We start from the raw sequence: 19,216 nt of genomic DNA on the forward strand, positions 1-19,216 counted from the left end.
GATTGCCCTTTCCGATTTTCTCGGCGTTTCTCGGGACAACCCGATGATTATGCATTACAAATGTGGGTAATATGGTGGAAAGATTCAGAAGTATGTGCATAAACTGCGGTCTGCTCGGTGGAGAACTTTACTTGTAGTCACTTCAATGGTGGAAAAACCTGTGCGGGAAATCAAAAGTGTGCACAAACCCATCCACAGCACGAGATTGTCAAGAGTTCATTGCGAAGCCGTCATCGTCGACGGACGGCGAGAAAAATGTTCGAGTGATAAGGCCGATGTGGAATCGTCATTGTGGTTGAGCACAGTATGAAGAATCGTCAAAAAGACCAAAAGTTATTTGAAAATATCGATAATTCTAAAAGTTTTAGATAAAATCCAATATCCAGGTTCCCTGACGATGTGGTATCGGCGTAGACAACGCAAGTAAGAATCATCCCCATATCCTGACAAACAAACAGTAAAGATCACCAAGATACAGGGATGATGAATCGATTTGAAGCCGGTAGCACACTACGAATTCCGAATCACATAGAAATGGCAATGCGATAACCGGCAATTAACGTCGAAACGAACGCTCAGCCAACCAATCCGGTCAGCTCGCCAAGGTTGAGCTCGAAGCTCACGCCGCGTTGCTCGAAGTCGGGCTGGTTACGTGTGGACTCCATGGCGTGACGCACGAATTCGCCTGCGACCTGAGCCGATTCGCCGAGCGTCTTGCCGGCCATCACTGCACCGCATAGCGCCGAAGCGAAGGCATCACCAGTGCCATGAATCATGTAGGGGAGCTTGTCGTGAGCGAGCTCGACACGCGCAGAAGCCCCGGCACAAGCGCTGCCCACGAAGTTGCGCAGCTTGCCGTCGCCGCGGTCGATGCCTTTTAATACGACGTTCTTCGCACCCATATCGAGCAAGGCGCCGACCCAATCGGTCGCCTCGTCGTCGCTCAGGTTCTGGCCGGGGTAGTCGCGTCCGGTCAGGATGCTCGCCTCGGTGAGATTCGGCATCAGCACGTCCGCGCCGTCCACAAGCGTCTTGACCGCGTCGCACATCTCCTGCGAATAGGTGGGGTACATCTGCCCGCCGTCGCCCATCACCGGGTCGACCAGCCGCAGCGCCTTCGGATATTCGCGGTACATGCGCTTGATGATGTCCACCTGCTCGGCCGAACCGAGGAAGCCGGAATAGATGCCGTCAAGCTGGACGTTTACCTTCTGCCACGCGTCAAGATAGCCGGAAAGGATATCGGTGGTGTCGTGGAAGGTGTAGACCGGAAACTTGGTGTGCGCGCTGAACAGTGCTGTCGGCACCGGGCACACATCGCAGCCGCATGCCGAAAGAATCGGGATCGCAGCGGTCAGCGAGCATTTGCCGTAGCCGCACATGTCGTGCACTGCCGCAACGCGGGGGATATATTTGGGGTTGCGCTCATAGAGCGTCGTATCTTCTTGCATTTCATGACCTTTCAGAAAGTCTATGAATAATATTGGCGTCCGTCGCCGTGCGGGAGTGCTCGGTGCGTCGCTGGTAACGACTGTAGCCTTGTTGCCAACAGACACGCCCCGTTTTGTCCGCAACGTGACGCAGCGGATGGAAGTTTGTCAGCAAAAATCAGGAAATTCCTGTTTTGCATTATCTTCTATATGTTGTCTGTGCAAGTGTCGTGGTCGAATTCGTCTGAATCAGGGTCTCTTGGTGCGCCAAGTTGTCTGAAATTGGAAGATTTGCTGTCAATTCTGTCTAAAACGGGGGTCTTGGTGCGCCAAGTTGCCTGAAATTGGAAGATTTGCTGTCAATTCTGTCCAAAATGAGGGTCTTGGCGCACCAAGACCATCGAAAAAATGAGAATTGGGTACCGGTTCCAGCTGAGGCTGAGACGGAGCAGATCACGACATAGTCATCAAGGATTGTGAATGGTCTTTTTTATTAATGCGTTCCGTAAAACGCCGGAATTTCAAGGGTTTTCAAGTGGTTATAGATTACCGGGATAGCGTCGGGCTTGCCTCATGCGTCTTGTCGGTTTACGCTCAAAACGGAAATACCATATTGGGCATTCGTATAGGTGAATGTAAAAAGGAGCCGGACATGACCGACGAGACCACACCGAAGAAGTATCATTTCGAGACGCTGCAATTGCACGTGGGCCAGGAGGAGGCCGACCCCGCCACCGATGCGCGCGCCGTGCCGATCTATGCCACCACCAGCTACGTCTTCCATGATTTCGATCATGCCGAGGCACGTTTCGCGCTTGAAGACCCAGGCAACATCTATGGCCGCCTGACCAACTCCACCGAGGACGTCTTCGAACGGCGCATGGCTGCGCTCGAAGGCGGTACCGCGGCGCTCGCCCTGGCCAGTGGCGCGGCTGCGGTGGAAGCGGCGCTGCGCAACATCACGCAGACCGGCGACCACATCGTCTCCTCGTCGCACATCTATGGCGGCACCTTCAACCTGATGCGTCACACCCTGCCGCGCGACGGCATCACTACCACCTTCGTCGACCCGGCCGATCCGCAGAACTTCGAGGACGCGATTCAGGAGAACACCAAGCTCGTCTACTTCGAGACTTTCGGCAACCCGAATGCCGACCTGCCTGATTTCGAGGCCATTTCGGCGATTGCGCACAAGCATCACCTGCCGGTCTTCGTCGACAACACCTTCGCCACCCCGTATCTCTTCCGTCCGCTCGAGCACGGTGCGGACGTCGTGGTGGAGTCTGCCACCAAGTTCATCGGCGGACACGGCACGACGCTCGGTGGCCTGATCGTCGAAGGCGGCAAGTTCAACTGGGCCGAGGTACCGGGCAAGTTCCCGACACTGACGGAGCCGGACCCCTCCTATCACGGCATGAACTTCTACGAGGCGCTGGGCCAGACGGCCTTCGTTACCCGCGCCCGTGCCATCTTCCTGCGCGACACCGGCGCCTGCATCAGCCCGTTCGCCGCGTGGCTGCTGCTGCAAGGCACCGAGACGCTGTCGCTGCGCGTCGAACGCCACGTCCAGAACGCGCTGAAGGTGGTCGAGTACCTCCAGACCGTTCCCGAGGTCGAATCCGTCTCGCACCCCTCGATCCCCGGCCGCGTCGACCATGAGCTCTACGAGAAGTACTTCCCGAACGGCGCCGGCTCGATCTTCACCTTCGACATCAAGGGCGGCAAGGACGCGGCGCGCGTCTTCATCGACAACCTGCATCTCTTCAGCCTGCTGGCCAACGTCGCGGACGTCAAGAGTCTCGTCGTGCACCCGGCGTCCACCACCCACGCCCAGGAGACCCGCGAGGAGCTGGAAAGCCAGGGCATCCATCAAGGCACCATCCGCTTGTCCATCGGCACCGAATACATCGATGACATCATCGATGACCTCAAGGGTGGTTTCGAGGCCCTGCGCGCCTCCGGCTTAGCCAAATAAAACATCTTATAGTGCAAGAAATGGGCCGCTGGGATTCACTCAGCGGCCCATTTCTTGCATAATCTACGGGTTTTGCAAGATTTGTGTCGCTGAGATTCGCTCAGTGGCCTGTTTCTTGCATTTCCTGTTGGTTTTGCAAGATTTGGGTCGTTAAGGCCCGCTCAGTAGCCCATTTCTTGCATAATCCATGTGGCAAATAGGGATATCATCCTTATGGATGATGGAAGATACGGGATGAAGTATGGCTGTGGCCGAAATTCATTCCTACGCACGATGGGGGAGACGCGCGGATTCTTTTAGACTTTGAGGTACCAGACAAGCAGTGACCTCAACAAAGGAGTCCACATGAACCACGGCAACGTTTACGGCAACAGTGCAGGTAGCGATTTCCTCAGCATCATCAACCCGAACTTGGGCGGCAATGGTGATGCGAACGCAAACAGCGATGCAAACGCGAATAGTAATACAAATATTGCCTCTGCGCCGAATACCGACATTCCGGCACCTTCCTTTATTCCGCCCCAGTCGCAACAGTTCGTGCAAGCCCAGCCCCAACAGCGCAAGCAGTTCGCGGTCGAAGCCATCGACTTGGTCAAGGATTACGGCACGGGCGAGAACGTTGTGCACGCGCTGCGCAATGTCAACGTCGGCTTCGAAAAAGGCAAGTTCACCGCCATCATGGGTCCTTCGGGCTCTGGCAAATCGACCATGATGCACACGCTCGCCGGCCTCGATTCGGTGACCAGCGGCAAGGTCATCCTCGGCGGGCAGGACATCACCAAGATGAACGATAACCAGCTTACGATGCTGCGCCGAAACGAAATCGGCTTCATCTTCCAAAGCTTCAACCTCCTGCCGATGTTCACCGCTGAGCAGAACATCCTGATGCCACTGACCCTCGCTGGTGCCAAGGTCGATAGGAAATGGTTCAACACACTGGTCGAAACCCTTGGGCTCACGCAACGCCTGAAGCACCGCCCAAACGAGCTTTCTGGCGGTCAGCAGCAGCGCGTCGCCATTGCCCGTGCGCTGATCAGCAAGCCGCAGGTGGTCTTCGCCGACGAACCGACCGGCAATCTTGATTCCGTTTCCAGCGCCGAGGTGCTGGGTTTCCTCAAACGTTCCGTGCGGGAGTTCGGCCAGACCGTGGTTATGGTCACCCACGACGCGGTGGCCGCCTCCTACGCCGACCGTGCCCTCGTCTTCGCCGACGGCCGTATCGTCGCTGACGTCGAGCATCCCACCGCGGAGCACATGAGTGACCTGTTGATGGAGGAAAGCGAACGCGCCGCCCGCCAGAGCGAGGCACCCACGATGGCTCAGTTGATGAACGGCAAGCCCAGGCACGCGCAAGTCGTTCGGTGAATCGATGGAATCGTTATCGTTTCTTTTGCGTTTTTAGCCGGACTCATATTGACGCAATGATGAAAATCGTCACATGGTAGCAATCGTAGCCACAATGAATCCAGCCGATAGTCAAAATTCGCAATCGAAACATAACAAGCGACCTCCATCAATTACCCGGCAAACGGACTTGCAGATCAAAAGCAAAAGGAACCAAAATGTTCTCAGTAACACTCAAACTTATGAAAAAGAGCGGGAAAATGCTCATTCCCGCCGGCATCGCCATCCTCATCGGCACCGCGTTCATAGCCGCGACCTTCCTGTTCGGCTCGTCGATGAACGATTCTTTGCGCACCCAGCTCACCGCGCAATTCGGCCAGGCCAACTACATCATTGCCCCAGCCGATGAATTGAAGGCGCAGACCACCGACAGCGACAGTGACATGAAAACCGTGGATGATCTGAAACTTGACCACATCCGCTCGATTGATGGTGTCACTGGCGCCACGGCTTCCATCAGTTCTGAGGCCGAATTTTCTCACCGCGACAAGCACGTTTCCGGCATAACGACCACCACGTCAAGCGATCCGAAACTGATACTGGTCAGCATTGCTCAAGGGCGGCAGCCCAGTGCGGCCGATGAAATCGCACTGCCGCGAGGTATCGCGCAAAAACTTGGCGTCGTCATCGGCGACCAAATCAGCGTCAACGGAAAAACCTCTTCACAGCAAGGAGCACAAACGTCAGGCGGGCAGAACCACTCTGTCAAGGTCGTGGGCTTGACCGACGATCCGCGAGGTGCTTTCAGCTTCTACGGCGGCGGGGCCGTGGTCTCCGACAACATTACGGCCCGTCTTAATGGTGTCCCTAGTTTCGGCAAGATTCCGGCTTTCGCCATCCTGCTTTCCATCGATCCGGCAAAGGCGGACATGGCCGTAAAAGCCATCAAAACGGACCTGCCACATTATTACACTATCGATTCGCGCGCCAAGATCGGCGACGACGCCATGAAAGCCATGTCCGCCACCAGCACCACGCCGGTGACCATGTTCCTCACTGCTTTCGGCATTCTCGCCATGCTCGTCGCGGCCTTGGTCATCGCCAACACCTTCCAGGTCATGGTGGCCCAGCGTCGGCGCACTTTGGCGCTGCTGCGTACCATCGGAGCCACGAAGGGTCAGCTTTACCGTTCGGTGCTGTTCGAAGCCACACTTTTGGGGCTAATCGCATCGGCGCTTGGTATCGCGGCAGGTATCGGACTTATGCAGCTGATGTGCTCGACCAAGTTCATCGGCGGTGATGGGGCACAGATGCGTCTGGTTCTTTCGTGGCAGGCGTTTGTGATTCCGCTGATATTCGGCGTCGTGATGACCGTTCTCGCTTCCCTTACTTCGGCCCGTTCCGCCACTTCCGTGACGCCGCTGGAAGCGTTGCGTCCTATGGAACTTGCTGACGACAGACGACGTGCCGGACGTGTCCGCGCCGCAATCGGTGTGTTGATGCTCATTCTTGGTGCCGTGATGATTACGTTCGGCGCCAGCAGGATGCCGAAAGTCATGAATGACAATGTCACGAATGGCAACGACAAGACCTACGAGTTGGCGCTGCTTGGCGCGGTAGGTGGCTGTGCTCTGCTCTTCATAGGGCTTGCCGTCACTGCAACATTCTGGATGCCGGTACTCATGCGTGGCGTCGGTGCATTGGTTTCTCACCTTGGGCCCTCTGCCAAGATCGCCGATGCGAATATTCAGAAGAATCCGCGGCGTGTGTCCGCCACCGGCGTGGCCCTATTGATTGGCGTCACTCTTGTTTCCACTATCGCCACCGGCGCGGCTTGCGGCAAGGCGACTTTGGACACTGCACTCGATTCCCGTTACAGCGTCGATATGGTGGCCGAAGGATCGGGGCTCAACCAGAAAACGGCCGACAAGCTTGCGAAGGTAAAGGGCGTTTCCGAAGCGCTTTACGCACCCACCGCAGTGGTGCAAGCCAAGGATTCCGGTCATTTGAACACGCCGATGTTGGTGGTCGGCGTCCGTTCAACTCAACAGCTCCAACGAGTGATGCACGCCGATCTCGGCAATGTCGAACTCGGTGGTGATACCGCAATTATCCCCAAGACCTCGGCTTCGACGGGCACGAAACTCGATGTCGCAGGCGGCACCGTGACCCTCACCCCGCAATCCGAAGATCAGGGAGGCAATACGGCTAAAAGCGCCAATGTCAACGGCTCGACTGATGCCAAACATCCTGGTTCTTCCGCCGCACGGTCATTCACCGTTCGTCAGGTCGATTACCGGTCCATCAGCAAAAATTACGCTGCTGTCGCCTTCGTCGATATCGCGCATTTCAACGATGGCTCCTTGCCGGCCACCGGTCATATCCAACTGATGGAGTTCGGGAACACCGTCGGATCAGGCCAACATAGCGATTCGCTTGTCGATGTCTTCGAAAAGGCCCAGAGTGTCATTGGCGATTCCGGTACGGTCATGCTTTCCGGCCCGATCGCCGAGCGTCAGCAGTGGGACAGGAGCATCGACCAGATCATGACCTTGCTCGTCGCTTTGCTTGCCGTCGCGGTGCTCATCGCGCTGATCGGTGTGGCCAATACGCTGAGCCTGTCGGTGATCGAACGCACCCGCGAATCGGCCACTCTGCGCGCCATCGGCATGACGCGCGGACAGCTCAAGCGTTCCCTGGCTTGCGAGGCGCTGCTCATTTCGCTGGTCTCCGGCGTGGCCGGCGTCGTCCTCGGCACGGCCTTCGGCTGGCTCGGTTCCTACATGGTCTTCAGCCTCTACGGCAAGACGGCCTATCTCTTCGACTGGAAGTTCAACGGTGCCGTGCTTCTGATTGCCGCGCTTGCCGCCTTGGTCTCGAGTATCTTCCCGGCCCGTCGTGCCGTAAAGACCCCGCCGGTCGCCGCACTTGCTGAGGCGTAGGAGTCGGTGAAAGACATCGCCCATTGAGTTGGTGATTTACAAAGAATCCGTTCACTTATCAGTACGAAAGTGAACGGATTCTTTGCATATTCGTGAGTGTTTAGACCAGCTTGTTGTCGTAGGCGAAGACGACGGCCTGCACACGGTCGCGCGAGTAGGTCTTCTGCAGGATGTGGGCGACGTGGGTTTTGACGGTCGGCAGGCTGATGCACAGTTTGTCGGCGATTTCCTGATTGGATAGGCCGTGCGCGATTTCGACCAGCACCTCGCGCTCGCGGTCCGTCAGCGTATCGACGGCCGGATCTTGATAAGTCTGTGGAGTGTCGGTGGCGTTTTGTTGCGAAGGTTGAGCAGCAAGACTGCCATTAGTAATATTTCCGGTATTTTGAGTATTTTCGGAACTTTTCGCCGCTGCCCGAGTAGCACCCAACTCACCGTCAACCATCTTCTCGATGAGCCGCTTGGTGGCGGACGGCGCGATGATGGCATTACCCTGGTAGACCGTGCGAATCGAGGAGAGTAGCGTCTCTGGTTCGGTGTCTTTCAAAAGAAACCCGGAGGCGCCGGCGTCGATGGCGCTCATCACGTATTCGTCGAGATCAAAGGTGGTCAGGATGATGACGTGGGTTTTCGGGGTATCATTTCCAGCTTTGTGTTCCGCGTCGATGATCAGTTTCGTGGCCTCGATGCCGTCGGTACCGGGCATACGCACGTCCATCAGCACCACATCCGGCTTCAAGTCAAGGCTTAGCGACACCGCCTCGGCACCATTGGCGGCCTGACCGACCACTTCCATATCGTCCTGCGAATCGATGACCATGGCAAAACCCGCCCTCACCAGCTCCTGATCGTCGGCGATAAGAACTCGTATAGGCTGTGTTTCACTCATGGTTCAAGGTTAGCAAGACGCGGCGGCAAAGAATCGTGGCGAGCCTGCACTTTTTAGACGCTACCGTCGGAAAAGTGCAACTTAATCGAGCCAAGTTGCATCTTTTAGACGGTGGTGTTGAAAAAGCGCACTGTACTAGCGCTAAAGTGCACTTTTCTGACGGTAGAGGGAGAGCCTGGCTTTGCATTTGTGGCACTGCCATATTGGATGGCCGGTCATGGATTAAGGTCTTTCTGCTTTGCTTTCCGTCCCCGCTACAGGATGCAGCAGCGGCTGGGATGTGGCCAGGTTGTCGTCGCTGCCACCGGTTTCACGCAGAACGCGTAGCAGCTCACGCATGTGGGCAAGCGCCTCACGTCCCTGCTCGCCGATGGCGTGGAAGGCCGAAGTAATGGCTTCTGGGGAAGTGGTCACACCGGCGGGCGCATCGTCGTCTAGCAAAGCGAGCCCCGCGTCGGCTTTCGCGATGACACCGGCCAAAGTTTCGCTGACCTCGCCGCGAATCTGCGCCCCGATCCTCTCGCGTTCGTTATTGGCCGCCAAGATCTGCTTTTTGGCGCTTTCCGCTTCCAGCGCCTCGTGCCGGGCCTGAAGCACCATCGCATTCGTGCCGCTCGCCCTTACCCACAGCGCCGCCCCGATCGCCACGGCGCATATCGCCAGCGAGAGGAACAGCAGGCCGGCGATATCGCGAGGATAGACGCCCTGTGTCGTGTTGATTCCCGCGTGCCGCTGTCGGTTCATCATCCAATCTACCAGTGTCGGATAGCCCGCGAATGACGCGTTGAACCGCAAACTGAACAACACGCAACCGATAAGTGCAGCAAGCGTCGCCCAACGACGTGAATGGCCTTTTCCGTAGAGGCACACGGAGTACAGCGATATCGGCGCGAAGAACACGACCAGCGGTATTTCTGGCACGAAGCATAGCGCGAAAGCTGCCGTAACCGCCATGGCCGCCGCGCTCGATCGCGGGAAACGGCGGCGAAACACCAGGACGGCAAACACCACAAGGCTGATGATGGTGGTCGTAATTTTTGTGGCAAATGTGGATGCATGCACGACGGTGCTGAACGACATGGTGCGTGTGCTGTCGTTATAGCGGAAGGTCACTGTGCTCCATGGGAAGATAATAAACATCAAAACCGAGGCAATGATAGTGTCGGCCAACAAGTAGTGTCGTGCGAAAAAGCCCGATACGCGTTCTGCCCAGTTAAGTTCGGCGGAATCTTCTTGCGTTGCCGGTTTCGCTGCAGAGTGATTTGTCGTTTTCGAGAGATTTGCGAGCGGGGGATGGCGATATCCCTCCACGTCATTTGTTTTGTTCCGTTCATCAACGTCGGAAGATGAACTGTCAAAAGGTTCGGCAAAGTGAATGGAAGGCCCGTTATCGCGGGTTGTGTGAGTTGCGCGGGTTGTGTGAGTCGGCAAGTTGATATTGGCGGATTCGTCATTATTGGCATGGTGTTCGGCAGATTCCGCATTATCGGGTTCGTCATTGGCTGATGTTTCTGTTTTGGCTATCGCTTCCGTTGTCCCCTCAAGCGGCAATGTCACGTCAATCTCAAAACCGCCACCGACTCGAGGTCCGGCGGTGACACTTCCGCCCACGGCCTCGATACGCTCGCGCATGCCGGTGATTCCATAACCGGGACGATGTCCGTCAAGCGAAGCGGCCGCTCCGTTGCCGTCGTCGCGCACGGTTATACATAAACCGTTTTCGTTCCAGTTCTCCGCAACCTCTATGGTAACGCCGTCCCCCGCGTACTTGCGTGCATTGGTAAGCGCCTCCTGTACTGCGTGGTAAAGGGCGGATTGTGCTTTGCTGCTCAGATGTTCTGGGCACGGTTGGACTTTGCCGCCGACAATTCGTATTACATTACCTTTTGTTGCATGGGCTGTTGTATCAGCTTGGGCGATAAGTCCAGAGATATCGGCATAACTGCCATGGGAGGCGCCGCCGAACGTGCTCAGCAACCCGTCCATGTCGTGCTGCGCGCGCTTTGATTCGTGCCTAATGGTCTCCATGATTTCCCGCGCCTTGGCAGGATTCTTCGCACCTGCATACCTGCCACCATCGGATTGGACGATGATTGTGGACAGCGTATGTGCCACGACGTCGTGCATGTCACGGGCGATGCGTGCGCGTTCGGCGGTGCGGGCGATGTCAAGGTCCTCTTGCTCACGGGCTGCCAGTGCCTCATTGCGTTCCTGTAGCAAGGACGCGGTGGCCAGCCGCATGCGCGAACGATAGCCTAAGAAGCAAGCTGCAGCGAGCGCAGTGACGATGCCGGCGATTAGGAAAACCGCAGTCGCTACGAGATTCCTTCCGCAGGTTCCATTCAATCCGGAAGTGTAAACGGCTCGGCAGGAATCATAGACCGAGCTTGCCGTGTCTCCGGCGTGGCCGGGATTATGCAGCGGCCCGACCTCCGAGCCCCAGGTGATGATCGGCGCCGCGGCGATGCCGATGACGAATGCCAACGTAATGAAGGCTTTGCTGCGTGCAGGGTTTCCGTAGACGATGACCGAATAGAGCATTACCACCGCCAGCAGGTCGCCGAACACGTAACTCGGGCCAATGATCAGCTGCAGGACGGTCAGGATTGCAAAAGCGAGTGCCGCACCCTGCGGGTGGCTGCGGCGGAAGACGACGGGAACGATGAGTACACACGACCATGCAACCTGCCAGCTTGCGCTGTAGCTGATCCCTAGCCCGCCTATGTTGTCGCTGGTGCTGATGCACGCAAAGAGCAGCGCCACCAGCGCCGGCAACGCACTCCCGACCACCGGGTTGTGCGTCAGCCATCTGCCGAACCGTCGTAACTTGCTCATGGCTCCAAGACTATCGCAGTGCAGTTGTCTTTGATATCGTGCTTAGGAATGACGTTTGGCTTTTGGCTTTCGAATTTCGGGTGTCGTTCATCTTGAAACGGTGAAAACGTTGAACGGCGCTTTTCGTTCGCGTCTTTATGCTGATAGTCGATTTTGTCGGATTGGTGTTATGTATAATGTCATCAACATATATACCATCGTGTGACACTTTTTAGTCGAATAATGGTTGTTTGGCCGGAGTCTGCACTGCGTTCGTTATACAGTTAATCTGATGGATTGCCGTAATTATCAAGGGGGAAACATGACTTTACTGGCAAGATATTATGTACCTGGATTGGCTGTGGATGATCGTTCCATCAAAGTACCGCTGGACTGGAGGGGCAACGATCCTGGCAAGGGTTTCGCCGGAGAATCCCTGAGTCTGTTTTATCGTGTCGTCACTGCTCCCGAACACGTCCATGACGACCTGCCGCTGTTGATTTTCCTGCAGGGTGGTCCCGGCGGCGCCGGCCCGCGTCCATTGAACCCGTCGAGTGACGGCTGGATTGCGGAAGCCATCAAGCATTTCCGTGTCATTCTTCCTGACCAGCGTGGTACCGGACGGTCCTCATGCGTCGATTCGAACGCAATGCAGCGTATTGAAGGCGCCCGTGCCCAGGCGGAATACCTCAAATGCTTCCTCGCCGGCTCCATTGTCCGTGATTTCGAGCATTTGCGTCGCACCGAGTTCGCTGGCAAAAAGTGGGTGACATTAGGGCAGAGCTATGGCGGGTTCCTGACGCTCGCCTACCTTTCCTCATATTCCGAAGGGGCAATCGCGAGTTTCACTATGGGCGGCATTCCGCACGTCCCGGCCAACGCCCGTGAAGTATATGAACATACGTTCCCGAGGATGGTTGAGAAAACGCGCCTGTACTACAATCGCTATCCGCAGGATATCGAACGTGTGGGTGCTGTGGCCGACCATATTGGCGCGGCTAAAAGGAAATCTCCGATTACTTTGCCCAACGGAGACCCGCTGACCGTCGAGCGCCTGCAGACCCTGGGCAGCGATTTCGGCATGCAACCCAGCCCCGAGCGTCTGCACTGGCTGGTGGATATCGCTTTTGCCAAGGGTGACGGTTCGGAAAACCGGAGGGCGCCGCTTTCCGACCAGTTCCTCGAGTCGGTGATGGAAGCCACATCATCCACGCCGCTCTACTGGCCGTTGCAGGAGTTCATCTACGCCGACGGCGAGCTCGACGAGCCTATCGGCTGGGCTGCCCAGAAGGTGCGTAACGAGCATCCGGAATTCGATATCCATCATCGGCCGCTGCTTTTCACAGGCGAGGCGATGTTCCCATGGATGTTCGATCAGGAGCGCGCCTTGCGCCCGTTCAAGCCGGCCGTCGAAGAGATGATGGGCGATACCCATTTCGGCAAGATCTACGACACCACCCAGCTCAAGCGCAACGAGGTTCCGCTTCAGGCTGCGGTCTATTTCGACGACATGTACGTTGACTCCGGTATGCAGCTTGACACGCTTTCGCGCGTCGGCAATTCGCATGCTTGGGTCACCAACGAATACCAGCACGATGGCATCCATCACGGTGGTGCGGTTTTCGCCCATCTTTACGATGAGGCCCTTGACCGTGGAGACTTGGAAGGGCTGTTCTAGACCTGGTTTTCGTGGCGCACGGACCCGCAAAGCACATTCAAAACACATATAGGAGTGCGATATAGATGAAACCATCGTTGGCATGGCTTGACGATCCTCAGACTTTCAGGGTCAATGAATTGCCTGCACATTCCGACCATTCTTGTTACGCAAGTGGGCAGGAAGCGGGTGAGGGCCGCTCAAGTCTTGTCCGTGTTTTGGACGGCCAGTGGCGCTTCTTATATGCTGATAATCCCCAAGATATCCCGGAAGGGTTCTATTTGCCGGATGCTTCGGAGAAGCGGTTTGGTCTGATCGATGTTCCTGGCCATATCGAACTTTCCGGCTACGCGCAGGTGGAATACACCAACACTGCGTACCCTTGGGAGGGCTCGGTTTTCAGGCGTCCCGCCTATACGACTCCGCCCGATGACCCGCAAGCCGGAAGCTTTTCCGAGGCCCCAGACAATCCGGTCGGACTTTATCGTCATTCGTTTACCCTTGATAGAATCTGGGCCTCTCGTCCGTTGCATATCCGGTTTGAAGGGGTGGAACGAGCTTTCTACCTCTGGTGCAACGGACAGTTCGTGGGGTACGCCGAAGATTCGTTCACACCCAGTGCTTTCGATCTGAGCCCATACGTGCACGAGGGGGAGAACCTCATCGCGGTGGCGGTGTTCCGGCACTGCACCGCAAGCTGGATCGAAGACCAGGATTTCTTCCGTTTCTTTGGCATTTTCCGCCCGGTGAGCCTGTTGTCCCTCCCTGAAACGCATGTCGATGATCTGGATGTCAAACCGACCTTACAAGACGATGGCCGTACCGGCGTTCTCAACGTTTCCGCACGTCTTTCGCCTTTGCAAAGCGGCTCGAAGGTCACCATGGAACTGGCTGACCGTGAAGGCAACGTCCTGACTCAAAAAGCAGTCGAAGCTCGGGAACAAACGAATTTCTCAGCCTATACCTTGAAGGATCCCCATCTCTGGTCGCATGGTGACCCTTATCTGTATCGCCTTACCCTCACGGTAGTCAACGCTAAGGGCGAGACCGTTGAGGTCGTGCCGCAAGCCGTGGGATTCCGGCGTATCGAAATCGATGCGGACAAAGTGGTTCGGCTCAACGGCGAACGTCTGCGGATTCTCGGCGTCAACCGCCACGAATGGAGCGCGACAAGAGGTCGTGCCATCACCCAAGCGGACATGGATGCTGATATGGCGACGATCAGGGCGAACCATATTAATGCCGTGCGTACCTGTCATTACCCCGACCAGCTCCCGTGGTATCGGATGTGCGACGAAGCCGGTATTTACGTCATGGCCGAAACGAATATGGAATCGCACGGCACCTGGGAAAAGCTTGGCGGCGACGATGGATCATATAATGTGCCAGGCAGTTTCCCACAATGGCGCCAGATGGTAGTCGACCGAGCCAGAACGCAGTATGAGACGCTCAAAAATCATCCCTCGATTCTCTTCTGGTCGTTGGGCAACGAATCCTATGCCGGAGAAAACATTGCGGCGATGAATGAGTATTACAAAAAGGCGGATCCGACACGGCCGGTCCATTACGAAGGGGTCGTGCACGTCCGTCGCTATGAGGACCGTATCTCCGATTTTGAGAGCAGGATGTATTCCTATCCGGCCGACGTCGTCAAATATCTTGAGAACAATCCGAAAAAGCCGTTCGTCCTTTGCGAATACATGCACAGCATGGGCAATTCCGTCGGAGGCTTGCGCGATTACATGGATTTGTTCGATCGCTACCCGCAATATGTCGGCGGTTTTGTCTGGGATTTCAAGGATCAGGCGCTTCAAGTCACCGATACCATCACCGGTCGCAAGGTGATGCGCTATGGCGGAGACTTCGATGATCGTCCCACACAATGCCAATTCTCCGGCGACGGGTTGCTGTTCGCCGACGGAACCGAAAAACCTGCGATGCAGGAAGTAAACGAGGAGTATGGCAGATATGAGAGATAACATACGCGTTGTCATCGATGAAGAGATGATCGGTCTGCATACCTCTGGTCGCGATTATCTGTTCGACTACCGAAGCGGCTTGGTATCGCTGAAAACCGGGGGCAAGGAATGGCTGTATAGCGCGCCGCAACCCGCATTCTGGAGGGCGACTACAGACAATGACCGTGGCAATGGCTTTTCGCGTGCCTCCGCGCAGTGGGCCGGTGCCGATCTGTTCAGCGCCGCCGGTCTGCCAAGCCTCAACGTAGATGGCAAAGCGGTTGCCATTCCCTATACCCCTGCCGACGGAAGCACTGGAGGTCAGCTTCGCGCTTCTAAGGCCTCGCTGCGCTATACGTTCACCACGCCGACTGTTCCGGCCACGAAAGTCGATGTCTGCTATACGCTCGACGCTACAGGGAATCTGACGGTGAACGTCCGTTACCACGGCAAGGCAAATCTGCCTGAGCTTCCGGCTTTCGGCTTGCGCATGGTCATGCCGACACCGGCCACCGGTTTTACCTACTTCGGCTTGCCGGGCGAGACCTATCCCGATCGGCTCGGCTCGGGCAAGAAGCGAATCGTGGAAGTCGAGGGCATGCCCGTCACCCCGTATCTGGTCCCACAGGAATGTGGAATGCATGTGGATACCGATTGGGTCCGTGTCACCCGTGAGACGACACTCAACAATGCCGATGCTGCCATTGCGCCGTTCAGCCTGACGTTCGCTTCAAACGGCAAGCCTTTCGCGTTCAGCTGCCTGCCCTATACGCCCTTGGAACTGGAAAACGCGACCCATCAAGAGGAACTGCCGCCTGCAAGACGTACGGTTCTGACGATATACGGAGCCGTTCGAGGGGTCGGCGGTATCGACAGTTGGGGCGCGCCTGTGGGTGAGCGGTACTCGATCAGCGGTGAGAAAGACATCGACTTTTCGTTTGTCGTTCGGCTCTGAGCCGTAAGCGCAAACTTGATGTATCACAATTATGGGTATATGTTCTTCGTCGCATTGCCCGTTGCGTTATCTAAGTCATTGTTTGTCTTATAATCGGCCATTTCGGTAGGGAAGCTCTCGGAACGGCCGATTTTGACATCGCGAGAAGGGGCGCTTGCCGACGTATAATAACGACATCATGATCGAAAGGTTTTCACTATGACAGACGTAAAAGACGTGACCGTCGGATTCATCGGTTTCGGCAACATGGCCCAAGGCATCGCCAAAGGATTGGTCAACGGGGGAGTGATCGACGGCTCGCAGATTGTGGCCAATTCCGGGCATTTCGACAAGGCGCAGGCTGCGGCGTCGGCCATTGGTGCCAAAGCCACCCATAGTGCCACCGAAACGGTCGCTGACGCCGATATCGTCATCGTCGCCGTCAAGCCCGGTCAGATTGAAACGGCACTCGCCGAAGTGCTGGATGATCTTAAAACCCAAGACAAATTCATTGTTTCCATTGCCGCAGGCCGTAATCTCGATTACTTTGAGGAGCTGCTCGGCGATGGTGCGCACGTTCAGTGTGTCATCCCCAATACGCCTATTGAAGTCGGACAGGGCGTTCTCGTCACCGAAAATGCGAATACGTTGAACGATTCCCAGCGAGAAACGTTCGAAGCGCTGTTCTCGCCGATCGCGTTGATCGAGCGTGTCGACACGCCGTTGATGGACATCGGCTCGTCCGTGGCCGGCTGTGCGCCTGCATTCACCGCGATGTATATCGAGGCGCTCGCGGACGCCGGCGTGAAGTATGGCTTGAAGCGCGAGACCGCCTACCGTCTTGCCGCCAAGATGACGGAAGGCGTCGGCGCGCTCTATATGGCCACCGGCACCAATCCCGGTGCGATGAAGGACGCCGTCTGCTCACCCGGCGGGACCACCATCAAAGGCGTCACCGAGTTGGAAAAGCAAGGTTTCCGAGGCGCGGTGATTTCCGGGGTTGACGCTATCCAAAACGGCTGAATAAGCGGGATCGTTGGTAGAATTTTGGCAAGACTGAAGACCTTAGTGACACCGGCCAATTTGCGGAATTGTGGGTTTAAGGGCAATCGGATTGTTGCGATTGCCGGTGTTGGCCGGCCTAGTTGCGTGGGTTGCCGGCCTTTGCTGTTTGATTGCTGATTGTTCTGACGGAGTGTCACTGATTTTAGGCATTATGATAAAAGACGTATATGCGCGAGCGAACGTAACGTACTACGGGAATTGAGGTTGAGGCGGTATGGGCAGGGTACTTCTGGCATCAAGTATGCTCCCTGCCCTGCGCTCACTGCGCAGTTTGCTGCCAAAACGGCGCGGCAATCATCCCCGTTTGCGTATTGCGTATATTCCAACTGCGGATAATCAGGAAATCACGCGTTATCTTCGACCGTTTGTCCGAAGATTGCTACGCGCCAGTGGATTCCGGGTCCATCAGCTGGAAGTGGCACGTGCAAGCAAAGAGGAAATCCGATATATTCTATCGACTTGTAACATCATTTGGGTCGGTGGGGGCAACAGTTTCTTTTTGCTTCATGAACTTAACCGTTCGAAAGCCGCCGAGATTATCGTCGAAGAGGTCGCTAAAGGCAAGACCTATGTCGGCGTTTCCGCCGGTGCTGTCGTTGCCGGTCCGGATATTGACTACATCGGTGAAATGGACGAACGTGGCGCCGCGCCTTCGTTGCAAGACATGACCGGGCTGCATCTGGTTGATTTCCGAGTCATTCCACATCTCGACAGCCCCACGATGGGTCGTGCCGCCCGCACCATTGCGGCCGCCGAGCGCAAAGAAGGGCATCTCATTCACACACTTCGAAATGCGTGGACCGTTATCGTGCGAGGTCGCGCGCCGCATATCCACGTTCGTCACTGTGCCGGTCACTGAAATTTGAGGTATGTGCGGAAACCTTGGTATGAGTGGAAATGAATTAATGACTGTAAACCGAGTCGTTAAATATCATGACCGTGGCTGTCATATAGTATTCCCGACATATATCATGATGCTCGGTGAGCGCTCATACTGATTTTAGGAGAACGATAATGTCAAAGCGAACTACAAATCGCCAGATTGCCAAGTCACGGCCCAAAACAGGCAAGGAGTGCTTGACGCCTGCGATACTCCGCTTACTACTTGGCGGGGCGGCGCTAACCGGTACGACGCTTTGGGCGTTGGCTCCCCGCTCACGCCAGGAACGTCAGAGGCAGAACGCAGCGAATATGCCCGATGTCTTCTATGCTCATCGAGGCCTACACGATGCCGGTTCGGGGCTGACGAAAGAATATCAAGAAACCGACGGCGATTATATCGAACTTGCCCGTCGTATGGCCCGTAAGGCCGGCTACGGCATGGGGCCGGAAAATGATGACAGGCCCATCGCCCCCGAAAACTCGCTTGCCGCTTTTGCTGCCGCCTGCGAAGCCGGATATGGCATCGAACTTGACCTGCAACTTACTGCCGACAACAGGGTCGTGGTGGTTCATGACCCGGACCTGCTGCGTGTGGCCGGTTGTCCTCAACGTGTCGCTGATCTGACATACGACCAATTGCGTCATATCCCGCTGTTCCCGAACCCGAGCGTATACGGGGATGCCAAGGCCGAGCCTCTTTCGCAAGCCGAGTTGGAGGCGGAGAAGATCATGCCGTTGCCGCAGCAAAGCCAATACCAGCACGTCCCGCTGTTTTCCGACGTGCTCAAGGTCGTCGATGGGCGCGTGCCGATTATAGTCGAATACAAATTTGAAGGCAATTCGTGGGGCGATCGCCAACGTTTGCTGATGAAAAGCGGCGACAAGCTGCTGCGTGACTACGACGGAGCGTATGTGGTGGAGTCGTTCAATCCGATGGCCATGCGTTGGTATCGTCAGAATCATCCCGAGGTCTTCCGTGGCCAACTTGCCGTTTCGACGCCGTTCCCGATTGACCGAAATACAGATTTGCAGACGAATCTGCACTCATTGCAACGCGGCATCATCCCCTGGATCGCCGGAAAGCTTGGTTTCAACTGGCTTTCGCGTCCGGATTTCGTGGCTTATCATTGGGCCGGTGGCCGTTCACCGCAGATGTGCTTGACGCGTGCGCTGGGTGCATTGCCGGTGGCCTGGACTTTGCGCAGTGCCGGGGAACTAGACCGGTGCCGCAACGATTTCGACCGTTTCATCTTCGAGGCGTTCGTGCCGCCGGAAGACTGAACGCATGTTGACATACCAAAACGCTGAAGTGCTGATACATTCATT

The 19,216-nt window shown here is 56.2% G+C and carries 12 protein-coding genes; 9 read left to right on the forward strand and 3 right to left on the reverse strand.

Going from position 1 to position 19,216, the window contains the following annotated elements; translation table 11 throughout:
• Positions 1 to 575: 575 nt before the first annotated feature.
• Positions 576 to 1,451, reverse strand: coding sequence for a pyridoxamine kinase (locus OZX70_RS03285; RefSeq protein ID WP_277181810.1), 876 nt, complete (start codon positions 1,449 to 1,451; stop codon positions 576 to 578).
• Positions 1,452 to 2,082: 631 nt separating this feature from the next.
• On the opposite strand from OZX70_RS03285, the gene OZX70_RS03290 reads away from it, so the two are divergent.
• The 3 genes from OZX70_RS03290 to OZX70_RS03300 all read left to right on the forward strand — a co-directional run bounded on the left by OZX70_RS03290 (position 2,083) and on the right by OZX70_RS03300 (position 7,691).
• A complete protein-coding gene (locus OZX70_RS03290; RefSeq protein ID WP_277181811.1) occupies positions 2,083 to 3,405 on the forward strand; it encodes an O-acetylhomoserine aminocarboxypropyltransferase/cysteine synthase family protein in 1,323 nt (440 codons plus the stop codon).
• Between the two features lie 345 nt (positions 3,406 to 3,750).
• The gene (locus OZX70_RS03295) at positions 3,751 to 4,770 is read left to right on the forward strand and encodes an ABC transporter ATP-binding protein (RefSeq protein ID WP_277181812.1); all 1,020 of its coding nucleotides are present in this window, start codon (positions 3,751 to 3,753) and stop codon (positions 4,768 to 4,770) included.
• Between the two features lie 197 nt (positions 4,771 to 4,967).
• Entirely contained in the window at positions 4,968 to 7,691 is a 2,724-nt protein-coding gene (locus tag OZX70_RS03300; RefSeq protein WP_277181813.1) for an FtsX-like permease family protein, read from the forward strand.
• A gap of 100 nt (positions 7,692 to 7,791) precedes the next feature.
• Here OZX70_RS03300 and OZX70_RS03305 read toward each other — a convergent pair whose 3' ends face one another.
• The gene (locus OZX70_RS03305; protein WP_277181814.1) at positions 7,792 to 8,580 is read right to left on the reverse strand and encodes a response regulator transcription factor; all 789 of its coding nucleotides are present in this window, start codon (positions 8,578 to 8,580) and stop codon (positions 7,792 to 7,794) included.
• Between the two features lie 222 nt (positions 8,581 to 8,802).
• Positions 8,803 to 11,415, reverse strand: a complete 2,613-nt coding sequence (locus tag OZX70_RS03310) for a histidine kinase (RefSeq protein WP_277181815.1) — start codon at positions 11,413 to 11,415, stop codon at positions 8,803 to 8,805.
• Between the two features lie 301 nt (positions 11,416 to 11,716).
• Between OZX70_RS03310 and OZX70_RS03315 the strand changes: the two genes are divergently transcribed.
• From OZX70_RS03315 to OZX70_RS03340, 6 genes are all read left to right on the forward strand, one after another.
• A complete protein-coding gene (locus OZX70_RS03315) occupies positions 11,717 to 13,072 on the forward strand; it encodes an alpha/beta fold hydrolase (RefSeq protein WP_277181816.1) in 1,356 nt (451 codons plus the stop codon).
• A 65-nt stretch (positions 13,073 to 13,137) separates the two neighbouring features.
• Positions 13,138 to 15,030 carry a glycoside hydrolase family 2 TIM barrel-domain containing protein gene (locus tag OZX70_RS03320; protein ID WP_277181817.1) on the forward strand — a complete coding sequence of 631 codons (1,893 nt, stop codon included), beginning with the start codon at positions 13,138 to 13,140 and terminating at the stop codon, positions 15,028 to 15,030.
• The gene (locus tag OZX70_RS03325; protein ID WP_277181818.1) at positions 15,020 to 15,964 is read left to right on the forward strand and encodes a beta-galactosidase small subunit; all 945 of its coding nucleotides are present in this window, start codon (positions 15,020 to 15,022) and stop codon (positions 15,962 to 15,964) included. Before OZX70_RS03320 ends, OZX70_RS03325 begins: the two co-directional genes overlap by 11 nt.
• Before the next feature lie 198 nt (positions 15,965 to 16,162).
• Positions 16,163 to 16,966, forward strand: coding sequence for a pyrroline-5-carboxylate reductase (gene proC / locus OZX70_RS03330; RefSeq protein ID WP_277181819.1), 804 nt, complete (start codon positions 16,163 to 16,165; stop codon positions 16,964 to 16,966).
• A 256-nt stretch (positions 16,967 to 17,222) separates the two neighbouring features.
• The gene (locus tag OZX70_RS03335; protein WP_277181820.1) at positions 17,223 to 17,867 is read left to right on the forward strand and encodes a Type 1 glutamine amidotransferase-like domain-containing protein; all 645 of its coding nucleotides are present in this window, start codon (positions 17,223 to 17,225) and stop codon (positions 17,865 to 17,867) included.
• A gap of 155 nt (positions 17,868 to 18,022) precedes the next feature.
• A complete protein-coding gene (locus tag OZX70_RS03340; RefSeq protein ID WP_277181822.1) occupies positions 18,023 to 19,171 on the forward strand; it encodes a glycerophosphodiester phosphodiesterase family protein in 1,149 nt (382 codons plus the stop codon).
• The last annotated feature ends 45 nt before the right edge of the window (positions 19,172 to 19,216 follow it).

It is taken from the genome of Bifidobacterium sp. ESL0732, from assembly GCF_029395535.1.
GTDB lineage: Bacteria > Actinomycetota > Actinomycetes > Actinomycetales > Bifidobacteriaceae > Bifidobacterium.